The organism is Pseudomonas sp. Pseusp21 (genome assembly GCF_059492145.1).
In genome coordinates, this window is the sequence record NZ_CP168520.1 from 4,571,756 (window position 1) to 4,590,283 (window position 18,528).

Below are 18,528 nucleotides of genomic sequence, written 5' to 3' on the forward strand. Positions count from 1 at the left end.
CCTTAATAATTTGTGAACGTCACGACAGCGGTCGTGACCAGCGTTGCTCCGACGTTTCGAAACGCTGATTGACCCGCGCCGTCAGCACATGATCCTGCCAGCGTCCGGCAATGTTCAGGTACGCCTTGGCATAGCCTTCACGCTCGAACCCGAGGCGCTCCAGCAACCGGGCGCTGCGTTCATTGCCGGGAATGTAGTTGGCCATGATCCGGTGCAGGTTCTGGGTCTCGAACATGTAGGCGATGGCCGCCTCCAGCGCTTCCTGCATCAAACCCTTGCCCTGATGCGCCTCGTCGATGTGATAACCCAGATAACACGCCTGAAACGCACCGCGGATGATCCCGCTGAAATTGCAGGCGCCGATCATTTGCTCACCGTCCGGGGTCAGCAACGCCATATGCACCGCCAGCCCGGCTTCGAAGGCGCTGGCCTGTATTTCAAGGCGTCGGCGAATCTGTTCAGTGGAAAAGTAATCGGTGGTACGAATCGGCGACCATGGAGCGAGTTGGCGTTGATTGCGCTGGTAGAACGCGCTTTCCAGCGGCGCTTGATCCGGGTCGAGTACCGCGAGCGTGAGGCGTTGACAGGGGAGGGTCAGCAGCGGCATCGGGTGCTCCGGAGGCGGGGGATGATTGACAGAATTGTCCGGCCGGACGGAAAACACAACTGGATCGCCGAACGCAGAGCACTATAAATTTCCCTGATTCACTTCACATCCGGTTATGAGATGCGTCGTTCAAGGAGGACATGATGGAATGGGCATTCAAGGCGGGGGAGCAGTCGCTGCGACTGATACCGGCGGATCCGGCGTTTTACTCGTTGTTTCAGCAGGCGCTGAACGCCAGCTACCTCGATCATTCGGAATTTCTGCCCTGGCCGCGTGAGTACACCAACGCGGAGCAGGCGCTCGAGTTTCTGCTGAAGGCCCAAAAAGAGTTCAACAGTGAAACCGGCGAGCGACGATGGCTGATCGTGACCGAGGACGGGCAAGCGCTGATCGGTTGCATCGGGCTGAAACCCCGCTCGCGCAACCGCTACGTCGTGGGTTACTGGGCCAACACCGAGCAATCGGGCAAGGGCTACATGCGCGCCGCCCTCACGCTCCTGCTCAACAACCTTCCTGAATTCACCTTTTACCTGACGGCGTCCTCTGCCAATGCGCGAAGCCGGCGTCTGGCCGAGGCTGTCGGGTTTGTGTTGATCAGGATCCACCCAGGGGCCCGGCAATCGGAACGGCACGGCGAGCAAGACACCTGCGTCTATCGCCTGCCAGGCAAAGCGCAGGCGAAAAAAAGCCCGCAGGAGCGCGGGCGAACCGTAGTTTCTTGAATGAGCGAGGCCAATGTACACGGCCATCACCGCCGCCGGGGTGAAGAAAAGTTCATGTCGATGAACGACTTGCGTCATCGACGAGCGGTCGTTTTTCAGTGCACGACAGGCGCCGTCGTACGGGGCACCAGATTCACCGGATCAAGGTTCTCCACGGCTCGATTGACCAGCATTTCAGTCATGATCGACAGCTGCCGGATCGCCAGCAACCGGCTGCGCTGAGAGCCTTTGAAATCATCGGCGATGTTCGCCGTCATCATGTTGAGCGCCGCCAGGGTTTCACAGGCATGCGTCAGCAGAGTGGCCGTGTCCACATCGGTGCGCACGGAGAAAATCTCGTTGAAAGGCAGGGTCCGACGCGGCTTTCTCACGTATTCCTGAGGCTGGGCAAGCACAGCCGGTTCTTTCGATTCGGACTCGTGAGACGGTGTTTGATCAGGCAGGCTTGGGGTGTCTTTTTTCATGACGAGGCTCCATGGTTTCAGGCTCCCGGCGAATCCCTTTGGTAAACCATCTGCCGGGTTGCAGCGGAGCGCGAAGACTAGCGTTTGGAAGCATCTTGAACCAGTTCATGAAAGTCGACGCGGGTTGCGGGAAATTTCCTAGGACGTTGGGTGGAGGTGTTGTTCGGATACGGAAGTGTAGATGCGACAGTGCCCGCACTGGGTGGGTCTTGTCGTTTGTGAGTTGGTGGGACGGGGTAATTTGAAAAAAGTCGTTATCTATATGTTTTTTACTAGTTAATCATTTATTGGTAAATATTTTTGGGTATTAGGTGGAATGCTGGGTGGTCTGGCTTTCGATGGACTGCGATTTTTAACTTCTTCCCCAAAAAGGAATCGGGATCGAATCTATCAAGCAAAAGGTCGTGCTGTTGGTTTGCCCCTGCGCGTACGATGTCCCCACACGCAGGCACATTCAATGTTGCGATACGTATGTCCACCTCCGCGATCTGCCCCTAGCTCGATCAGCAGGCACCTTGGCCAAGTAAACATTCAGTCAGCTTCAACACAGAAGGGGAGCAACTTTTCGCAGGTGCCTTCAGATGTGCGGTGTCGGGTGACGTCTTGGAATTTATCGTTAAAACGAAGATCGACACCAAAAATGATCTTGAGAAAGTCTCATCTGGATTAACTCGCCCAGGTTTGCGACGTGCACAAACTGGGGCTGAGTACGAAATATCGAGCAACCCCCACCCAACCTCATAGGGCAGATCCTCACACTGGCAGTGGAAAGAGCAAGAGAAGCGGTTTCGGCATTCATCCACACGGCAGGCGGTTTCACTGTGGCATCAAGCCGCAAAAGTCAGCGTGTTTTTGTGAGTATGTTATTGATTGTAGGGTGCGAAGAAGGCTCACGGCAGTATATCTAATTGAAGGGAGCACATAGAATGACCATCCTTGTGCCAACGTCGGCTCGACACGCATATAACATGATTCAGGTCAGATCCGAATGCTTTGGAATGATCATGGAAATCGCATTGAAACAGGATAAGCAGTATGACCAGTGCCCAACAACGTTCCGCCCTACAACGTCAGATCTGGGCCATCGCCAATGACGTGCGTGGCGCCGTCGATGGCTGGGACTTTAAGCAATACGTGCTCGGCACCCTGTTCTACCGCTTCATTAGCGAGAACTTCGTCGACTACATCACCGGTGGCGACAGCACAGTCAATTACGCGGAAATGGAGGATGATGACCCGCTGATCACCTCCGCCAAAGATGACGCCATCAGGACCAAAGGCTATTTCATAGCCCCTAGCCAGCTATTCAGCAACGTGGTCGCCAAGGCCAGCAGCAACGACAGCCTGAATACTGATCTGGCGCGCATCTTTGCCGCCATTGAGAGCTCGGCCAACGGCTACGCCTCCGAACAGGACATAAAGGGCTTGTTCGCCGATTTCGATACAACCAGTAACCGCCTAGGCAATACCGTCGCTGACAAGAACAAGCGCTTGGCGGATGTGCTCAAGGGAGTGAGCAAGCTGGAGTTCGGCAGCTTCGATGCCAGTCACATCGACCTGTTCGGCGACGCGTACGAGTTCCTCATCTCCAACTACGCGGCCAATGCCGGCAAATCCGGCGGCGAATTCTTTACACCGCAGCATGTGTCCAAGCTGATCGCCCAGTTGGCGATGCACAAGCAGACCAGCGTCAACAAAATCTACGACCCGGCGTGCGGCTCCGGCTCGCTGCTGCTGCAAGCCAAAAAACACTTCGATGCTCATGTCATTGAGGATGGATTTTTCGGTCAGGAGGTAAATCACACTACCTACAACCTGGCGCGGATGAACATGTTTCTGCACAACATCAACTATGACAAGTTCAACATCCAGCTCGGCGATACGCTGCGCGCCCCGCACTTCGGGGACGACAAACCCTTCGACGCCATCGTCTCCAATCCGCCCTATTCGGTGAAGTGGATCGGCGACGACGACCCGACGTTGATCAATGACGACCGTTTTGCCCCAGCCGGCGTGCTGGCACCCAAATCCAAAGCCGACTTCGCCTTTGTGCTGCATGCTTTGAGTTACCTGTCTGGCAAGGGACGCGCGGCCATCGTCTGCTTTCCCGGCATTTTCTACCGGCGCGGCGCCGAGCAGAAGATCCGCCAATACCTAGTGGACAACAACTATGTGGAAACGGTGATCTCGCTAGCGCCCAACTTGTTCTTCGGCACCACCATCGCCGTGAACATTCTGGTGCTGGCGAGAAACAAGACCGACACCACGACCCAGTTCATCGACGCAAGCACGCTGTTCAAGAAGGGCATCAATAACAACTTGCTGGAAGACGTTCATATCGAGCGCATCATGCAGGTGTTCGATAGCAAAGAGAATGTCGAACACTTCGCGCAGTCAGTGCCGTTGGAAAAGTTGGCCGTCAATGATTATAACCTGTCGGTTAGTAATTATGTAAAAGCCAAGGATACTCGTGTAGTGGTGAATATTGCCCAGCTCAATGTCGAGCTGAAAAAGACGGTTGCCCAGATCTCCCAGCTTCGGAATGAGATTGATGCAGTCGTTGCAGAGATTGAAGGTGGGGAAGCTGAGGTATGAGCAACATTAGTTTCATCGACAGCCTGCTTAATGGGGTGGTGGTGGAGTGGAAGGCGCTAGGCGAACTCGGCCAGTTATTTAGGGGCAGCGGCCTGCAAAAAAAGGATTTCACCGAAACAGGGGTGCCGGCTATTCACTATGGTCAAATCTACACTTATTACGGTTTATCCACGTCAAAAACGAAGTCGTTTGTATCACCTGATTTGGCTAGGCAACTAAGAAAAGTCAATCAGGGAGATGTGATAATTACCAATACAAGCGAGAATCTTGAAGATGTTGGGAAGGCTCTTGTTTATCTTGGAGAACAACAGGCCGTCACGGGAGGTCATGCAACTATCTTGAGGCCTGGCAATTGCTTGTTGGGGAAGTATTTTGCCCATTTCACCCAGACGAGTAAGTTTTCTGGTGAGAAAAGAAGATATGCAAAGGGAACAAAAGTAATTGACGTATCTGCTACCGATATGGCAAAGATTCGGATTCCCATCCCCTGCCCAGATAATCCCAAAAAATCGCTAGAAATCCAGTCCGAAATCGTCCGAATACTGGACACTTTCACCGAGCTTGCCGCCGAGCTTGCCGCCGAGCTTACTTCCGAGCTTCGCGTCCGTAAAAAACAATACAACTACTATCTCGAGAAGTTGTTAAGTTTTGAAACCGAGGAAGTGGAGTGGAGGACCTTGCCCGAGATGTCGCTTGATTTTGGCCGGGGCAGATCTAAACATCGTCCGAGAAATGACGGAAAGCTGTATGGGGGTAATATACCGTTTATACAAACTGGTGATATCAGGGGGGCGGCACGGATTATCACAAGTTACGAGCAAACATATAGCGAGCTCGGATTAAAGCAAAGCAAGTTGTGGCCTAAGGGTACTCTGTGTATCACAATTGCAGCTAACATTGCGGAAACTTCAATATTAGGGTTTGATGCTTGCTTTCCTGATAGTGTTATTGGCTTTGTTGCTGATCCTAGTAAAACTAGCTCCGCATACGTTGAGTTTGTTCTTCAGGCAGCTAAGGGTGCGCTTGAGCAGAAAGGGAAGGAAAGAAGTAGCGCGCAAAGTAACATTAATCTTGAAACTTTTGAGCAGTTGAGGCTGCCTTTTCCATCACTTGTAGAACAAGCTCGTATCGTTGCGACTCTCGATAAATTCGACGCTTTGACCGACGCAATTAGCGAAGCTTTGTCCCACGAGATTGAGCTACGCCAGAAGCAGTGTAAGTACTACCGTGACCTGTTACTGAGCTTCCCCAAGCCGGAAGAGGTGGCGGTCTGAAATGAGCAAGACACTGACTGAGGTTGCCCAAGAGCTGAAAGACGCGAACAAGAAGGTGCAATTGATCTATGCCTTTAACGGCACGGGCAAGACGCGGCTTTCACGTGAGTTCAAGCAGAGAGTGTTAGAAAGGAATGACGATGAGGAGGCTTCCGATACGCCAGTGTTGACCCGCAGTAAAATTTTGTACTACAGCGCCTTTACCGAGGATCTGTTCTATTGGGATAACGATTTGGCGCTGGATGCTGAACCTAGGTTGCGAATCCAGCCCAACTCGTTCACGAATTGGCTGCTTGGCGTTCTTCGGGATCTAGGGCAGGACGGCAATATCGTCCGCTATTTCCAGCATTACACTAGCGACAAACTGACTCCGCATTTCAGCGAAGATCTTTCGGAGGTCACTTTTTCATTAGAGCGCGGCAACGACGAGCGTTCAGGAAACCTCAAGATCTCCAAGGGTGAAGAAAGCAATTTCATCTGGAGCATTTTTTACACTTTGCTGGACCAAGTCATCAGCACGCGTAATGTGCCTGAGCCGGAGGACCGTGAGACGCGGGAGTTTGATCAGTTGGAGTACGTATTCATTGACGATCCGGTGAGTTCGTTGGATGAAAATCATCTCATCGAATTGGCGGTCAATCTGGCAGGGTTGATCAAGACCAGTCCCTCGGACCTGAAGTTCGTCATCACCACCCACAGCCCGCTGTTTTACAACGTGCTGCATAACGAACTTGGACTTAGCAAAGGTGGCAAGAGAGAGGGCTGCTATTTACTGGGCCGTCTCGATGACGGTAGTTTTGATCTGGGCGTCAAGTATGGCGACTCCAACAAGAGCTTTTCTTACCACCTCCATCTGCGGCAGACCCTCGAACAGGCGATAGCTGCTGGCGAGGTACAGCGCTATCACTTCACCCTGCTGCGCAATCTCTACGAAAAGACCGCCAGTTTTCTGGGTTATCCGCAATGGTCGGGGCTTTTGCCTGACAACAAGCAGGCCTACCTGAACCGAATCATGCAGTTCACCAGCCACAGCACGCTGTCCAACGAGAGCGTCACCGAGCCAACCCCGCAGGAGAAGCAGACGGTCAAGTTGCTGTTGGACCATCTGCTGGCCAACTATGGCTATTGGCAACAGGAAGAGGAGGCGCCAGATTTTTGAGCGCATGGGCGTAAGCTCATTCATCATCAAGGACATTCCGCTGGCCGTGCAGTCGCAATTGCCCACAGCGGAGGAAATTGAAAGCGAACTCGCACAGGGACATGGGGAGACCCTAAGCAATGACTGATTACAAGACTATCGCCGAGTCCAACACCTTCATCGTGCTCGACAAGTACGCCAGAGAATGGAAAGTTGCAGAGAGCTACCAGAGCGAAGGTGATTTGGAGCGTGAGTTCATCCAGGATTTGGTCAATCAAGGCTATGAGCATTCCACCGGGTTGAAGACGGTGCCGGCACTGCTGGCCAATGTGCGCACACAGTTGCAGGCGCTGAACAGCGTCGAATTTTCCGACCTTGAGTGGGTGCGCTTCGTGGAAAGCTGGTTGGACAATCCCAGCGAAAGCATCCTCGACAAGACCCGTAAAGTCCACGACGACCACGTGTATGACTTCGTGTTCGATGACGGGCGCATCCAGAATATCTACCTGCTGGACAAGAAGAACTTGGCCCGCAACAAGGTGCAGGTCATCAAGCAGTTCGAGCAGACAGGCAGTCACGCCAACCGCTACGACGTAACAATTCTGGTTAACGGCTTGCCACTGGTGCAGGTGGAGCTGAAGAAGCGTGGCGTGGCGATCCGCGAAGCTTTCAATCAGGTGCATCGCTACAGCAAGGAGAGCTTCAACACTGAACATTCGCTGTTCAGGTATCTGCAGCTGTTCGTGATTTCCAATGGCACCGATACGCGCTACTTCGCCAACACCACGCAGCGCAACAAACACTGTTTCGACTTCACCATGAACTGGGCGCAGGCAGACAACAGTCCGATTAAGGATCTGAAGGACTTTACCGCGACCTTCTTCCAGAAACGCACTCTGCTCGATGTACTACTCACCTATTCGGTCTTCGACGTCAACAGCACCCTGTTGGTGATGCGCCCGTACCAGATTGCCGCTACCGAGCGCATCCTATGGAAGATTCGCAGTGCCTGGCAGGCCAAACGCTGGAACAGCACCGAGGGCGGTGGTTATATCTGGCACACTACAGGCTCGGGTAAGACGCTGACCAGCTTCAAGGCTGCACGCCTTGCCACCGAGCTGGAATTCATCGACAAAGTGTTCTTTGTGGTAGATCGAAAGGATCTGGATTACCAGACGATGAAGGAGTACCAGCGTTTTTCACCCGACAGCGTCAATGGCTCGGAGAGCACGGCGGGCCTTAAGCGCAATCTGGATAAGGACGACAACAAGATCATCGTCACGACCATCCAGAAACTGAATAACCTGATGAAGAGCGAAGTCGACCTGCCGGTGTTCCACCAGCAAGTGGTTTTCATCTTCGACGAGTGCCACCGTAGCCAGTTTGGAGAGGCGCAGAAGAATCTGAAGAAGAAGTTCAAGCGCTTCTATCAGTTTGGCTTCACCGGTACGCCGATTTTCCCAAAAAATGCGCTGGGCGCTGATACAACCTCCAGCGTTTTTGGCCGCGAGCTGCATTCCTATGTAATCACCGATGCCATCCGTGACGACAAGGTGCTCAAATTCAAGGTGGACTACAACGATGTCCGCCCACAGTTCAAGGCTCTGGAAACCGAACAGGACGAGAAGAAGCTCAGCGCCGCAGAGAACCGCCAGGCGTTGCTCCACCCCACACGCATCCGAGAAATTTCGCAATATCTGCTCACGCATTTTCGACAGAAGACCCATCGATTACAGGGAGCAAACAAGGGCTTCAATGCCATGTTCGCGGTGAGCAGCGTCGATGCCGCCAAGGCGTACTACGAAACGTTGCAAAAGCTGCAGGAAGGCAGCGAAAAGCCGCTGCGCATCGCCACCATTTTTTCCTTCGCCCCCAATGAAGAACAGAACGCTATTGGCGACATCGTCGATGAGAGCTTCGACGTGTCGGCTATGGATAGCACCGCTAAAGAATTCTTAAGTGCGGCGATTGCTGATTACAACGCGCTGTTCAACAGCAAGTTCGGCGTGGACAGCAAAGGCTTCCAGAACTACTACCGCGACCTGGCCAAGCGGGTAAAAAATCAGGACATCGACCTGCTGATCGTGGTCGGTATGTTCTTAACTGGCTTCGATGCGCCAACGCTGAACACGCTGTTCGTCGACAAAAACTTGCGCTATCACGGCCTGATTCAGGCCTATTCACGCACCAACCGCATCTTCGATGCCACCAAGACTTTCGGCAATATCGTCACTTTTCGCGATCTGGAGCAGGCTACGGTCGAGGCCATCACGCTGTTCGGCGACAAGAACACGCGTAACGTGGTTTTGGAAAAAAGTTACAAAGAGTACATGGATGGCTTTACCGACGCGCTAACCGGTGAGGCGCGGCGTGGGTTCATGGATGTGGTGACGGAGCTGGAGCAACGTTTTCCCGACCCTGCCAATATCATCAAGGAATCGGAGAGGAAAGACTTCGCCAAGTTATTCGGCGAGTACCTACGAGTGGAGAACGTGCTGCAGAACTACGACGAGTTTGCGGCACTGAAGGCGTTGCAAACAGTCGATATCAGCGATTCGCAGGCCCTGGAAGCATTTAAGCTCGAACATCACCTGGATGACGAGAAGCTAACCGAGCTGCAGACCATTCGCCTGCCTGCCGAGCGTAAGGTGCAGGACTATCGCTCCACCTACAACGACATCCGCGATTGGCTGAGGCGCGAGAAAGCGGGCAACGAAGCAAGCGAGTCCACTATCGATTGGGACGATGTGGTTTTCGAAGTGGACCTGCTCAAGTCTCAGGAAATCAATCTGGATTACATCCTTGAGCTCATCTTCGAGAAGAATAAGAAGGTCAAGGATAAGGCGGTACTGGTCGAGGAGATGCGCCGGGTAATTCGAGCTAGCCTGGGCAACCGAGCCAAAGAAAGCCTGGTGGTGGATTTCATCAACCAGACCGATTTGGATCGAATTGATGACAAGGCTAGCGTGATCGATGCTTTTTTCACTTTCGCCCAATCAGAGCAGCGGCGCGAGGCCCAAGAGCTGGTCAGCGATGAGGAGTTGAATGAAGTGGCGGCTAAGCGCTACATCGCCACTTCACTGAAGCGGGAGTTTGCTAGCGATAATGGAACTGAGCTCAGTTCCGTTTTGCCTAAGATGAGTCCACTTAATCCGGCTTACTTGGCAAAAAAACAAAGGGTCTTTCGCAAAGTTGCTATTTTTGTCGATAAATTCAAGGGGGTTGGAGGGCAAATTTAATGGGCGGCCTGTTAGGGTTGGCACCCATCCCTAAATTGGATGTCAACAATTACCGCAGCCGCCAGTGGCACGAAACCGTTGTGCGGATAAGGCCGTGGCCAGTTATGAGGTATCGACACCTATGTCCTGCTCAGTCAAAACCTTTTTCAGGCTACGAAACAGCTGCTCTATCGGTAGGGAGTAGCAGTTTTCCCGGTCTGCTCATGCTTTGGGTCATCCGATAGCGCCACAGTTGCTGGCGTCGATTACGCCTGCCGTATTGGCTTCCCTGATTGAAACAGGATGTCTCTTGGCCTGCGACGCATTTCATAAGCCCTGTCGAGCGTTTGGATGACCAGATCGATATCGCCCAGCCATGCATCCGTCTCCAGTGGCCCTTTGCCCAGATATAGGTGATGTCAGCGGACTAAGTAGTGTTCGGTGTTGCCACGGCGTACTGCTGATCGAGGAGGTCGGGAGTTCCGGGCATTCAGCCGGGACTTTCTTACACACATGAGAACCGACTTCTGCTGATCAACCTCTGCTTCTTCATTAAACCTCTGATCTAGAAGTGTCCCACCTCGACGCCCTCATTCCGGAGCATGGCCACGATACTAAGACGACCGGCACAGCTATGGCATTATCTGGCCGCTATAGTCGTGCTTTTCGTTCACACAAACGCTCACCATTGCTACATTCTCACCTCGAATTCATGGAAATAACGAGTGTCAGCATGCCAGCGATGTGGATGATCCGAGGTGACGGCGGCCGTCTCTATGACGATTTCAGGGATCGCAATATGGCGGCGATTGGTTGGGCTCAACTAGCCCCAGAGGCCAAGCCCGGCGTTTCTCGGAAGGCATTGATTCAAGCCTATAAAGACCTTCAGCCAGGGATTAAGGACGGGAGTGCCGTATCTGGTGCTTCACAGGTATTTCGCTTCGTTAACGAAATCAGCATTGGCGATACGGTCGTTACGTATTCTCCCGCGAACCGAACGTATCTGGTCGGTCGCTTCACCGGTGAATGCCAGCTTCGCCCAGATCTGGCGGATGATGGGATGTCTTTAACCAGGTCTGTTGAGTGGTTCCCGCAGGAGGTTGATCGCGACAAGCTCACTGGCGCGAGCAGAAACAGTCTGGGATCTACGCTAACCGTATTTAATGTTGCAGAGGATGCTCAGAAGGAATTGCTGGCCCTCGCTACTGGTAAAAACGTCTCCGCTATGCCGAAAGATCCTATTGAAGACCCAGAGGCCCTGGAAGACCCGTTGAAGGGTGTTCAGGAGATTGCCTTCGAGCGGATCAAGGATCAAATCAACAGCCTGGATTGGGCTGAAATGCAGGAGCTGGTAGCTGGAATCTTGCGAGCAATGGGTTACAAGACGCTCGTTTCACCGGCCGGTGCTGATAGGGGGAAAGACATCATCGCTTCCCCTGATGGTTTTGGGTTTGAGCCGCCACGCATTGTTGTGGAGGTTAAACATCGAAATGCCCGGATGGGGAGTAGTGAGATTCGTAGCTTCTTGGGCGGTAGGCACAAGGATGATCGCGGGCTGTATGTCAGCACTGGCGGGTTCACCAAGGAGGCGCTTTATGAGGGAGAGAGAGCCCATGTCCATCTGACAATGTGGACGCTGGATGAACTGGCTCGCACGTTGATGGCTCATTACCCGGCTACTGATCCGGAGACCAAGCGATTGGTGCCGTTGAGCTATTTTTACATGCCTGCGTAAAAAGCCTCGCTGGCCAAAAAAGCAGGTGCTGATTTTTAAATTTCCAAAATCAGCACCGAATCGCAGACACAAAAAAAGACGTCCGAAGACGTCTTTTTTGTTGAGTTGGTGGAGCCGGGGGGATTTGAACCCCCGTCCGCCAGTACTCCGCTGTCGGTACTACATGCGTAGCCGTGTCTATTAAGTTAACCCTCAGCGACCCGACGGGCAGGGTGCTTTGGGCGAGTTGTGTAAGTTTTAGCCGCTTCGTCCACAACGTACTGCACGGCGATTCTGTTCTATATGACAATCATTTTGGGTTTACAGACATCCCCTGATGATTGCTGGACCCGAAGGTACCAGGAGTGCATGTCAGCTGCAATTAAGCAGCGAGAGCAGCACCGTATTGGTCGTCATTGGCAACTATAAGTAGTTGCAACAGTGGATTTACGACTTCTGTTACCAAGTCGGCATGCACCTAGAGTTTCGCAACCGGCGTCGAATCCTAAACGGCCCCGAGCCTGGCGCTCTGTGTGGCTTATGAGCAACAAGCCTGCGCAGTGTACGCCAAACGGCTCACAAGGCCAACCCGAAGGTTGGCCTGAGCTTCGATCAGTTGTTGGTTCCGCTGGTTTTGCGGATTTCCAGAATGGTTTGCTGGGTTTCAGCCACGCATTCGTCGATCTTGCCCTGGGCCTTGAGTGCCTGGGCTTTTTGCACACTGGCTTCTACCCGCTGATTCAGGTCGGGTGAGGCCATTGCCTGCGCCTTGGCGTTGTTGATGGTTTGCAGATTGGCATCACACAGGTCAGCGGGCTTGTCGGCAGCGAACGAAGCCGACGCCATCATCGAGGCAGTAACGAACAGACCTAACAGTACAGAACGTTTCATATGAATCTCCTTGAACTGAGGGATCCAGACTTCGCTGGCCGTCAGGACGGGCAACCGAATGGAGGACAAGCCCCGATTGTTCGGGGCCTGTTCTGTGGACTGCGGTCGCTCACAAGGGTTCTATTTTTCTTCAGAGGGCGGTTGCGGGGGCTTTGGCTTGGGTCACCCGGTCCACCAGATACACCAGACCGTGGTAGTCGATACCGCCATGCTGTGTCAGACCGATCTCACAGGTGCGGCTGGTGGAAATCCCCTCGCTGCACTGTTGCACCGCATCCTTGAGCGTTCTCAGTGAGTGGCTGTTGAGCTCCGGCGTGGTGAAACCCTTGTCGCCGGCGAAACCGCAGCAGTGAATGCCTTCCGGGATCACTACCGTCTTGCTGCATTGGCGCGCCAGTTCGATCAACGCCTGGCTTTCCCCAAGGTGCTGAGTGCTGCAGGTCACGTGAACGGCAATCGGTGCTTCCTGCGGGGTGAAGTCGAGACGATCCATCAGATGCGTACGGATGAAGCGCACAGGGTCATACAGATCCAGGCGAACATTTCCCACATCCTGCACCAGCCGCAGCGTGCAGGGGCTGGTGTCGCAATAGATCGGATCGAGCCCGCCGCGACTAGCCTGGAGCAGTGCGCCGATCAGTTCCTGACGCTTGTGCTCGGCCTGCTCGGCATAGCCCTTGGACGCGAAGGGCTGGCCGCAGCAGAGGTTGTCCAGATTGTCCGGGAACACCACCTGATAACCGGCCTTTTCCAGCAGGCCACGGGTTTTGTCGTACAGCGACATCTGCTCCTTGTCGCCCGCCGCCGGCCCCATCACCCGCGATACACAGGCCGCCAGATACACAACGCGCGGGCGCTCGTCCGACACGGCCGGGCTGAAGCGAATGGCTTTTTCCGGCTGCGGCATCGCGTTGGTCCACAGCGGCACCTGACCTTTGGACAGTCGCGTCAGGGTCGCCGAAAGCTTCGCCAGGCGCGGTGCCCCCAACAACATCCGCGCACCGTTGGCCACATGCAGGGTGAAACGCGCACCTTGCAGGGTGGTGGCGAAATTTCCTTCGATCAGGTTGGCGGTTTTCGTATGTGTCGCGTGACGGCCGCGCAGCTTTTTCACCAGCTCGCCGGTGTTGATTCCTACAGGGCAGCGTTGCGCACACAAGCCGGTCGCGGCGCAGGTATCGATGCCTTGGTAGTCGTAGGCTTTTTCCAGTTCGGTGGTGTCGATCCCGGCGCGTTTTCGCGCCTGGATATCGCGCCAGATCACGATGCGCTGGCGCGGGCTCAGGGTCAGGCCTTTCGAGGGGCAGACCGGCTCGCAGAAACCGCACTCGATGCATTTATCCACAATCTCGTCGGCCGCCGGCAGCGGTTTCAGGTGCTTGAGGTGGATCTGCGGATCTTCGCTGAGCACCACGTCCGGATTGAGAATGCCGTTGGGGTCGAGCAGGCGTTTGAGCTGCCACATCAATTGATAGGCGTCGCTGCCCCATTCCAGTTCGACGAAGGGCGCCATGTTGCGCCCGGTGCCGTGCTCCGCCTTCAGCGAGCCGCCGAACTCCACGGCTACCAGTTGCGCCACGTCGTCCATGAACGCCTGATAGCGTGCGACTTCTTCCGGGCTGTTGAAGCCTTGGGTGAAGACGAAGTGCAGATTGCCTTCCAGCGCGTGTCCGAAAAGGATCGCTTCGTCGTAGGAATGTTTATCGAACAACTCGATCAAGCGGTTTACGCCGATGGCCAGTTGCTCGACCGGGAAGGTCACGTCTTCGATGATTACCGTGGTGCCGGTTTTGCGCACCGCGCCAACGGCAGGGAAGGTGTCCTTGCGGATCGCCCAGAGGCGGGCGTTTTCGACCGGGTCTTCGGTGAAGTCGACCTGCTTTTCCACCGGGAAGCCATTGAGCGACGCCATGATCTGCGCCAGTTGTTCCTGCAGCAAAGTGGAAGAAGCGGCGCGGGATTCGATCAACAGCGCGCAGGCATTGTTCGACAGCTGCTGTACGAAAGCCGGCATGCCGGGTTTGTCCTGCACCGAGCGCAGGCTGCGGCGGTCGAGCAGTTCTACCGCGGATACCGGTTGGCTTTTCAGCACGGTGACGGCGTTGCAGCAGGTCTCGACGTCAGGGAATACGATCAGCGCCGAGGCCTTGCTCGGGTGGTCGATCACCGTGTCGTAAGTCACCGCGCTGATGAAGCCAAGCGTGCCTTCGGAACCGACCAGCAAGTGGCTCAAGATATCCACAGGCTCATCGAAATCCACCAGGGCGTTGAGCGACAGGCCGGTGGTATTTTTCAGACGGTATTTGTGGCGGATTCGCGCGGCGAGTTCGGCATTGGCGCGGGTTTCGCGGCCCAAGCTCGCCAGACGTTCCAGCAAGTCACCGTGGCTGACTCGAAACGCCTCGACGCTGGCGGCATCTTCGGTGTCGAGTCGCGTGCCGTCGGCCAGCACCAGACGAATCCCGGCCAGCGTGTGATAGGTGTTTTGCGCAGTGCCGCAGCACATCCCGCTGGCGTTGTTGGCGACGATGCCACCGATTTTGCAGGCATTGATCGACGCCGGATCCGGACCGATCTTGCGCCCGAATGGTGCGAGCCATGCGTTGGCCTGGGCACCGATCACGCCCGGTTGCAGGCGGATTTGTGTGCCCTGGCCTCGGATTTCGCGAGCGTTCCAGTTATCTCCAAGCACGATCAGCACCGAATCGCTGATCGCCTGTCCGGACAGGCTGGTGCCGGCGGCGCGGAAGGTCACCGGGACCTGATCGCGCTGGGCCAGTTTCAGCAGCGCTACCACTTCATCTTCGGATTCGACGCGGATCACCAGTTGCGGAATCAACCGGTAGAAGCTGGCATCGGTGCCGAAAGCCAGGGTCGACAGCGGATCGTCGAAACGCCGTTCAGCCGGAATCAGCTGCTGCGCATCGCGCAGGAAAGTCGCCGGTAAGGTCATTGGTCCTCCAGGATCAACACCACCAGATCTTTCGGGCCGTGGGCGCCGTAAGCCAGGACTTGTTCGATGTCGGCGGTTTTCGAGGGGCCGGACACCAGCAGCGCGTTGGTCGGCATGCCTTGGGCCCACTCGAATTCCTGCTGCACCTGATAGAAGTTGTCGCGGATCTGGCTGGCCTTGAGCAGGGCGAAATGCACTGGCGGTACCAGGCTCATCAGCCGCGGTTCTTCGCGGGTCGGCCAGAGAATGAGGCTGCCGGTGGCGGCGATGGCGCCGAGGGTGCCGGTGAGGCTGGCCGGGGTGTCGTTGAACAACTCGGCTTTCCATTCCTCCATCGGCCGGTCGTAGGATTTCAGCGCCGGCAGATCAGGATTGTTCGCCCAGTGTTGTGTGATGCGTTGCCCGTGAGGCGTAGTCGGTGCGATCAGCAGGCTCGGCAACTGACGGTCGCGCAGCAATTGCGCCAGCAGCGCCGGCCAGCCATCAGCGGAAGTCAGATGGATTTCGGTGTGCACCGCTTCCATCAGTTTGCGCAGTTGCGGGATCCGTTGTTCGGTGCTGTAGGTGTAGGGTTGGGTCACCAGATCGACATCGAAGTTGTCGGCAATCGGGGTGGTGCCGGTCAGACTTTTCTTTAACTTGCCGAGGATGTTTTGCTTGGCGCTCATCAACGGTCTCCTTGTTTGGCCAGGTGTTCGCGAGCCATGTCATGCAATGAGCGGGCGGCGGGTTTCGGAGCGCTGTGGTTCTGCGTCCACGGGCCGACGTTGTTCGGCGCCATGGCGCGCAGGCGTGTGGCGAAAAACGCAAACAGTCGATACAGGGTCGGCGAGCTGTTGAGCTTCGCCCAGGCGTTCCAGATGAAACGTTCCTTGCGCGAATACTTGCTGCCCTGGCCGCGCATCACTTGATGAGGACTGTCGGGGGCTTTGACGTTCTCTTCGCGTAGGCGGCGCAACAGTGCGGGGATCGGAATTTTTACCGGACACACTTCTCCGCAGGCCCCGCACAACGAAGAGGCGCTCGGGTGATCCGGGACTTTCGCCAGGCCGACCATGTGCGGGGTGATGATTTTGCCGATCGGGCCCGGGTAAACCTCGCCGTAGGTATGGCCGCCGACGCGGGTGTAAACCGGGCAATGATTCATGCAGGCGCCGCAGCGGATGCAGTTCAACGTCTGGCGCAGTTCGCTGTCGGCGAAGGCCTGGCTGCGACCGTTGTCGAGCAGCACCAGATGCACTTCCTGCGGGCCGTCGAGTTCGTGTTCCTTGCGCGGGCCGGAGATCATGTTGACGTAGGTGGTGATCGGAATGCCCAGCGCCGAGCGGGTCAGCAATGACAGCAGCGGCACCACGTCACGCAGGTTTTCCACGACTTTTTCGATGCCGGTGACGGCGATGTGCACCGGCGGCACGGTGGTGGTCATGCGCCCGTTGCCTTCGTTTTCCACCAGCAGCAGGGTGCCGGTTTCGGCCACGGCGAAGTTGACACCGGAGACGCCGATGTCCGCTTCGAAGAATTTCTGCCGCAGGACCCTGCGACCGATCTGAATGAGTTGGTCAACGTCCTTGGTGTATTCCACGCCAAGTTTGTCGTGGAACAAGGACGCGACCTGACCGGCATTCTTGTGGATTGCCGGCATGATTATGTGTGAAGGCTTCTCGTGGTCGAGCTGGACGATGTACTCCCCCATGTCGGACTCCAGACATTCAATGTCCCGAGCCTCGAGGAAATGGTTCATCTCCATCTCTTCGCTGACCATCGATTTGCCCTTGATCACTTGCCGCGCCTCGTGAGCGCGGATGATCGAAAGGACGATGCCATTGGCCTCGTCCACCGTTTCCGCCCAGTGCACTGTCACACCGTTGCGGGTCAGGTTCTGTTCCAGTTGCTCGAGCAGGTCGGGCAACTTGGAGAGCGCACGCGCCCTGATCGAGTTGCCCAGGGCGCGCAGGTGTTCTCTTTCGTGGGCATCGCTGAAAGCCGCTGCCCGCTTGGTCATCAATGAATCCATCGCGGTGCGGAAGTTGTTCCGCAACTGCGAGTCGCCCAGGGCGTTGTGTGCCCGGGTGCGGAAGTCTTCTTCTACGGCAACCGTAGGAATAATCGTGGAAGTGCTCATCGCGCACCTCCGGTTCGTTGCCAGAGGAAGCTCGCCAGGTGTTGCCCGCGCAGCGCTTCCTGCTGTTTTTCCAGCGAGCCGTTGATGTTCATCAAGCAGCCGCAGTCGGCACTGAGTACCTGATGTGCACCGGATTCCTTCAACGCCCGGGTCTTGTCAGCCACCATCGCGCCGGAAATGTCTGGCATACGGACGCTGAATGTCCCACCGAAGCCACAGCATTCGCTTTCGTGATCGTGGTTGACCCGTTCCACGTTGCTCAACTGCGCCAACAACTCGCGGCCATGCAGGTGGGTGTTCATTTCCCGTCGCGCCGAACACGAGGTGTGCAGCGCCACTTTGACCGGCTCGCCGCTGTCCTTGAGCTGCACCTTGCAGACGAACAGCAGAAACTCGGCCAATTCATAGGTGCGGGCCGCAAGGGCCTGAACCTGTTTCAACGTTTCCGGCTCGTCCTTGAACAAGTCGGCGTAATGCTCGCGGATCATTCCGGCGCACGAACCCGACGGCACCACCACCGGATAGTCCCCGGCAAACAGCGCCAGTTGCGAGCGCGCCACCGTCCGTGCCTGCTCGGTGTAACCCGAGGTGTAGGCCGGTTGTCCGCAGCAGCTCTGCCCTTGCGGGTAGTCGACCCGGATGCCTTCGCGCTCCAGCAAGTGGATCGCGTCCATCCCGGCTTCCGGGTAGAACAGGTCGACTACGCACGTGCCGAACAGGTAGACCCGCGACGGTTTCTCGCCGGGGTATTGCCGGGGTTTGGGCAGTGGCGGTGCGACGCGAGTGGCGTTGGGCACAGCGTTGTAAAAAAGCTCGCTCATCAGGCGTGT

13 protein-coding genes and 1 other RNA gene are annotated in these 18,528 nt (G+C 55.7%); 6 read left to right on the forward strand and 8 right to left on the reverse strand.

Annotated features, from left to right (window positions below):
* Positions 1 to 19: 19 nt before the first annotated feature.
* Complete coding sequence (gene rimJ, locus ACEN93_RS20655; protein WP_495610457.1) at positions 20 to 607, reverse strand: ribosomal protein S5-alanine N-acetyltransferase; 588 nt, start codon at positions 605 to 607, stop codon at positions 20 to 22.
* A 143-nt stretch (positions 608 to 750) separates the two neighbouring features.
* Here rimJ and ACEN93_RS20660 point away from each other — a divergent pair, with 143 nt between their 5' ends.
* Positions 751 to 1,329, forward strand: coding sequence for a GNAT family N-acetyltransferase (locus ACEN93_RS20660; protein WP_495610458.1), 579 nt, complete (start codon positions 751 to 753; stop codon positions 1,327 to 1,329).
* Positions 1,330 to 1,424: 95 nt separating this feature from the next.
* On the opposite strand, the gene ACEN93_RS20665 is transcribed toward ACEN93_RS20660, so the two are convergent.
* Positions 1,425 to 1,793: a DUF6124 family protein gene (locus ACEN93_RS20665; RefSeq protein ID WP_039769065.1), complete on the reverse strand. Its 369-nt coding sequence runs from the start codon at positions 1,791 to 1,793 to the stop codon at positions 1,425 to 1,427.
* Positions 1,794 to 2,828: 1,035 nt separating this feature from the next.
* Here ACEN93_RS20665 and ACEN93_RS20670 point away from each other — a divergent pair.
* From ACEN93_RS20670 to ACEN93_RS20690, 5 genes are all read left to right on the forward strand, one after another.
* A complete protein-coding gene (locus tag ACEN93_RS20670; protein WP_103385621.1) occupies positions 2,829 to 4,388 on the forward strand; it encodes a type I restriction-modification system subunit M in 1,560 nt (519 codons plus the stop codon).
* A complete protein-coding gene (locus ACEN93_RS20675) occupies positions 4,385 to 5,662 on the forward strand; it encodes a restriction endonuclease subunit S (RefSeq protein WP_103385622.1) in 1,278 nt (425 codons plus the stop codon). Before ACEN93_RS20670 ends, ACEN93_RS20675 begins: the two co-directional genes overlap by 4 nt.
* Position 5,663: 1 nt before the next feature.
* Positions 5,664 to 6,821: an ATP-binding protein gene (locus ACEN93_RS20680; protein WP_103385623.1), complete on the forward strand. Its 1,158-nt coding sequence runs from the start codon at positions 5,664 to 5,666 to the stop codon at positions 6,819 to 6,821.
* Between the two features lie 119 nt (positions 6,822 to 6,940).
* Positions 6,941 to 10,039, forward strand: a complete 3,099-nt coding sequence (locus ACEN93_RS20685; RefSeq protein ID WP_103385624.1) for a type I restriction endonuclease subunit R — start codon at positions 6,941 to 6,943, stop codon at positions 10,037 to 10,039.
* 712 nt (positions 10,040 to 10,751) lie between these two features.
* Positions 10,752 to 11,753 (forward strand): restriction endonuclease, encoded by a 1,002-nt coding sequence (locus ACEN93_RS20690; protein ID WP_103385625.1) that lies wholly within the window; start codon positions 10,752 to 10,754, stop codon positions 11,751 to 11,753.
* 106 nt (positions 11,754 to 11,859) lie between these two features.
* Here ACEN93_RS20690 and ssrA read toward each other — a convergent pair.
* The 6 genes from ssrA to ACEN93_RS20720 all read right to left on the reverse strand — a co-directional run bounded on the left by ssrA (position 11,860) and on the right by ACEN93_RS20720 (position 18,519).
* Positions 11,860 to 12,249, reverse strand: a transfer-messenger RNA (tmRNA) gene (ssrA, locus tag ACEN93_RS20695).
* Positions 12,250 to 12,344: 95 nt separating this feature from the next.
* Positions 12,345 to 12,623, reverse strand: a complete 279-nt coding sequence (locus ACEN93_RS20700) for a PA2433 domain-containing protein (RefSeq protein ID WP_007953788.1) — start codon at positions 12,621 to 12,623, stop codon at positions 12,345 to 12,347.
* Between the two features lie 130 nt (positions 12,624 to 12,753).
* Positions 12,754 to 15,576 (reverse strand): FAD-binding and (Fe-S)-binding domain-containing protein, encoded by a 2,823-nt coding sequence (locus ACEN93_RS20705; protein WP_495610459.1) that lies wholly within the window; start codon positions 15,574 to 15,576, stop codon positions 12,754 to 12,756.
* Positions 15,573 to 16,244 (reverse strand): LutC/YkgG family protein, encoded by a 672-nt coding sequence (locus ACEN93_RS20710; RefSeq protein WP_039769132.1) that lies wholly within the window; start codon positions 16,242 to 16,244, stop codon positions 15,573 to 15,575. Before ACEN93_RS20710 ends, ACEN93_RS20705 begins: the two co-directional genes overlap by 4 nt.
* The gene (locus ACEN93_RS20715) at positions 16,244 to 17,698 is read right to left on the reverse strand and encodes a LutB/LldF family L-lactate oxidation iron-sulfur protein (RefSeq protein ID WP_495610460.1); all 1,455 of its coding nucleotides are present in this window, start codon (positions 17,696 to 17,698) and stop codon (positions 16,244 to 16,246) included. Before ACEN93_RS20715 ends, ACEN93_RS20710 begins: the two co-directional genes overlap by 1 nt.
* Entirely contained in the window at positions 17,695 to 18,519 is an 825-nt protein-coding gene (locus ACEN93_RS20720; RefSeq protein ID WP_495610461.1) for a (Fe-S)-binding protein, read from the reverse strand. Before ACEN93_RS20720 ends, ACEN93_RS20715 begins: the two co-directional genes overlap by 4 nt.
* Positions 18,520 to 18,528 lie beyond the last annotated feature (9 nt).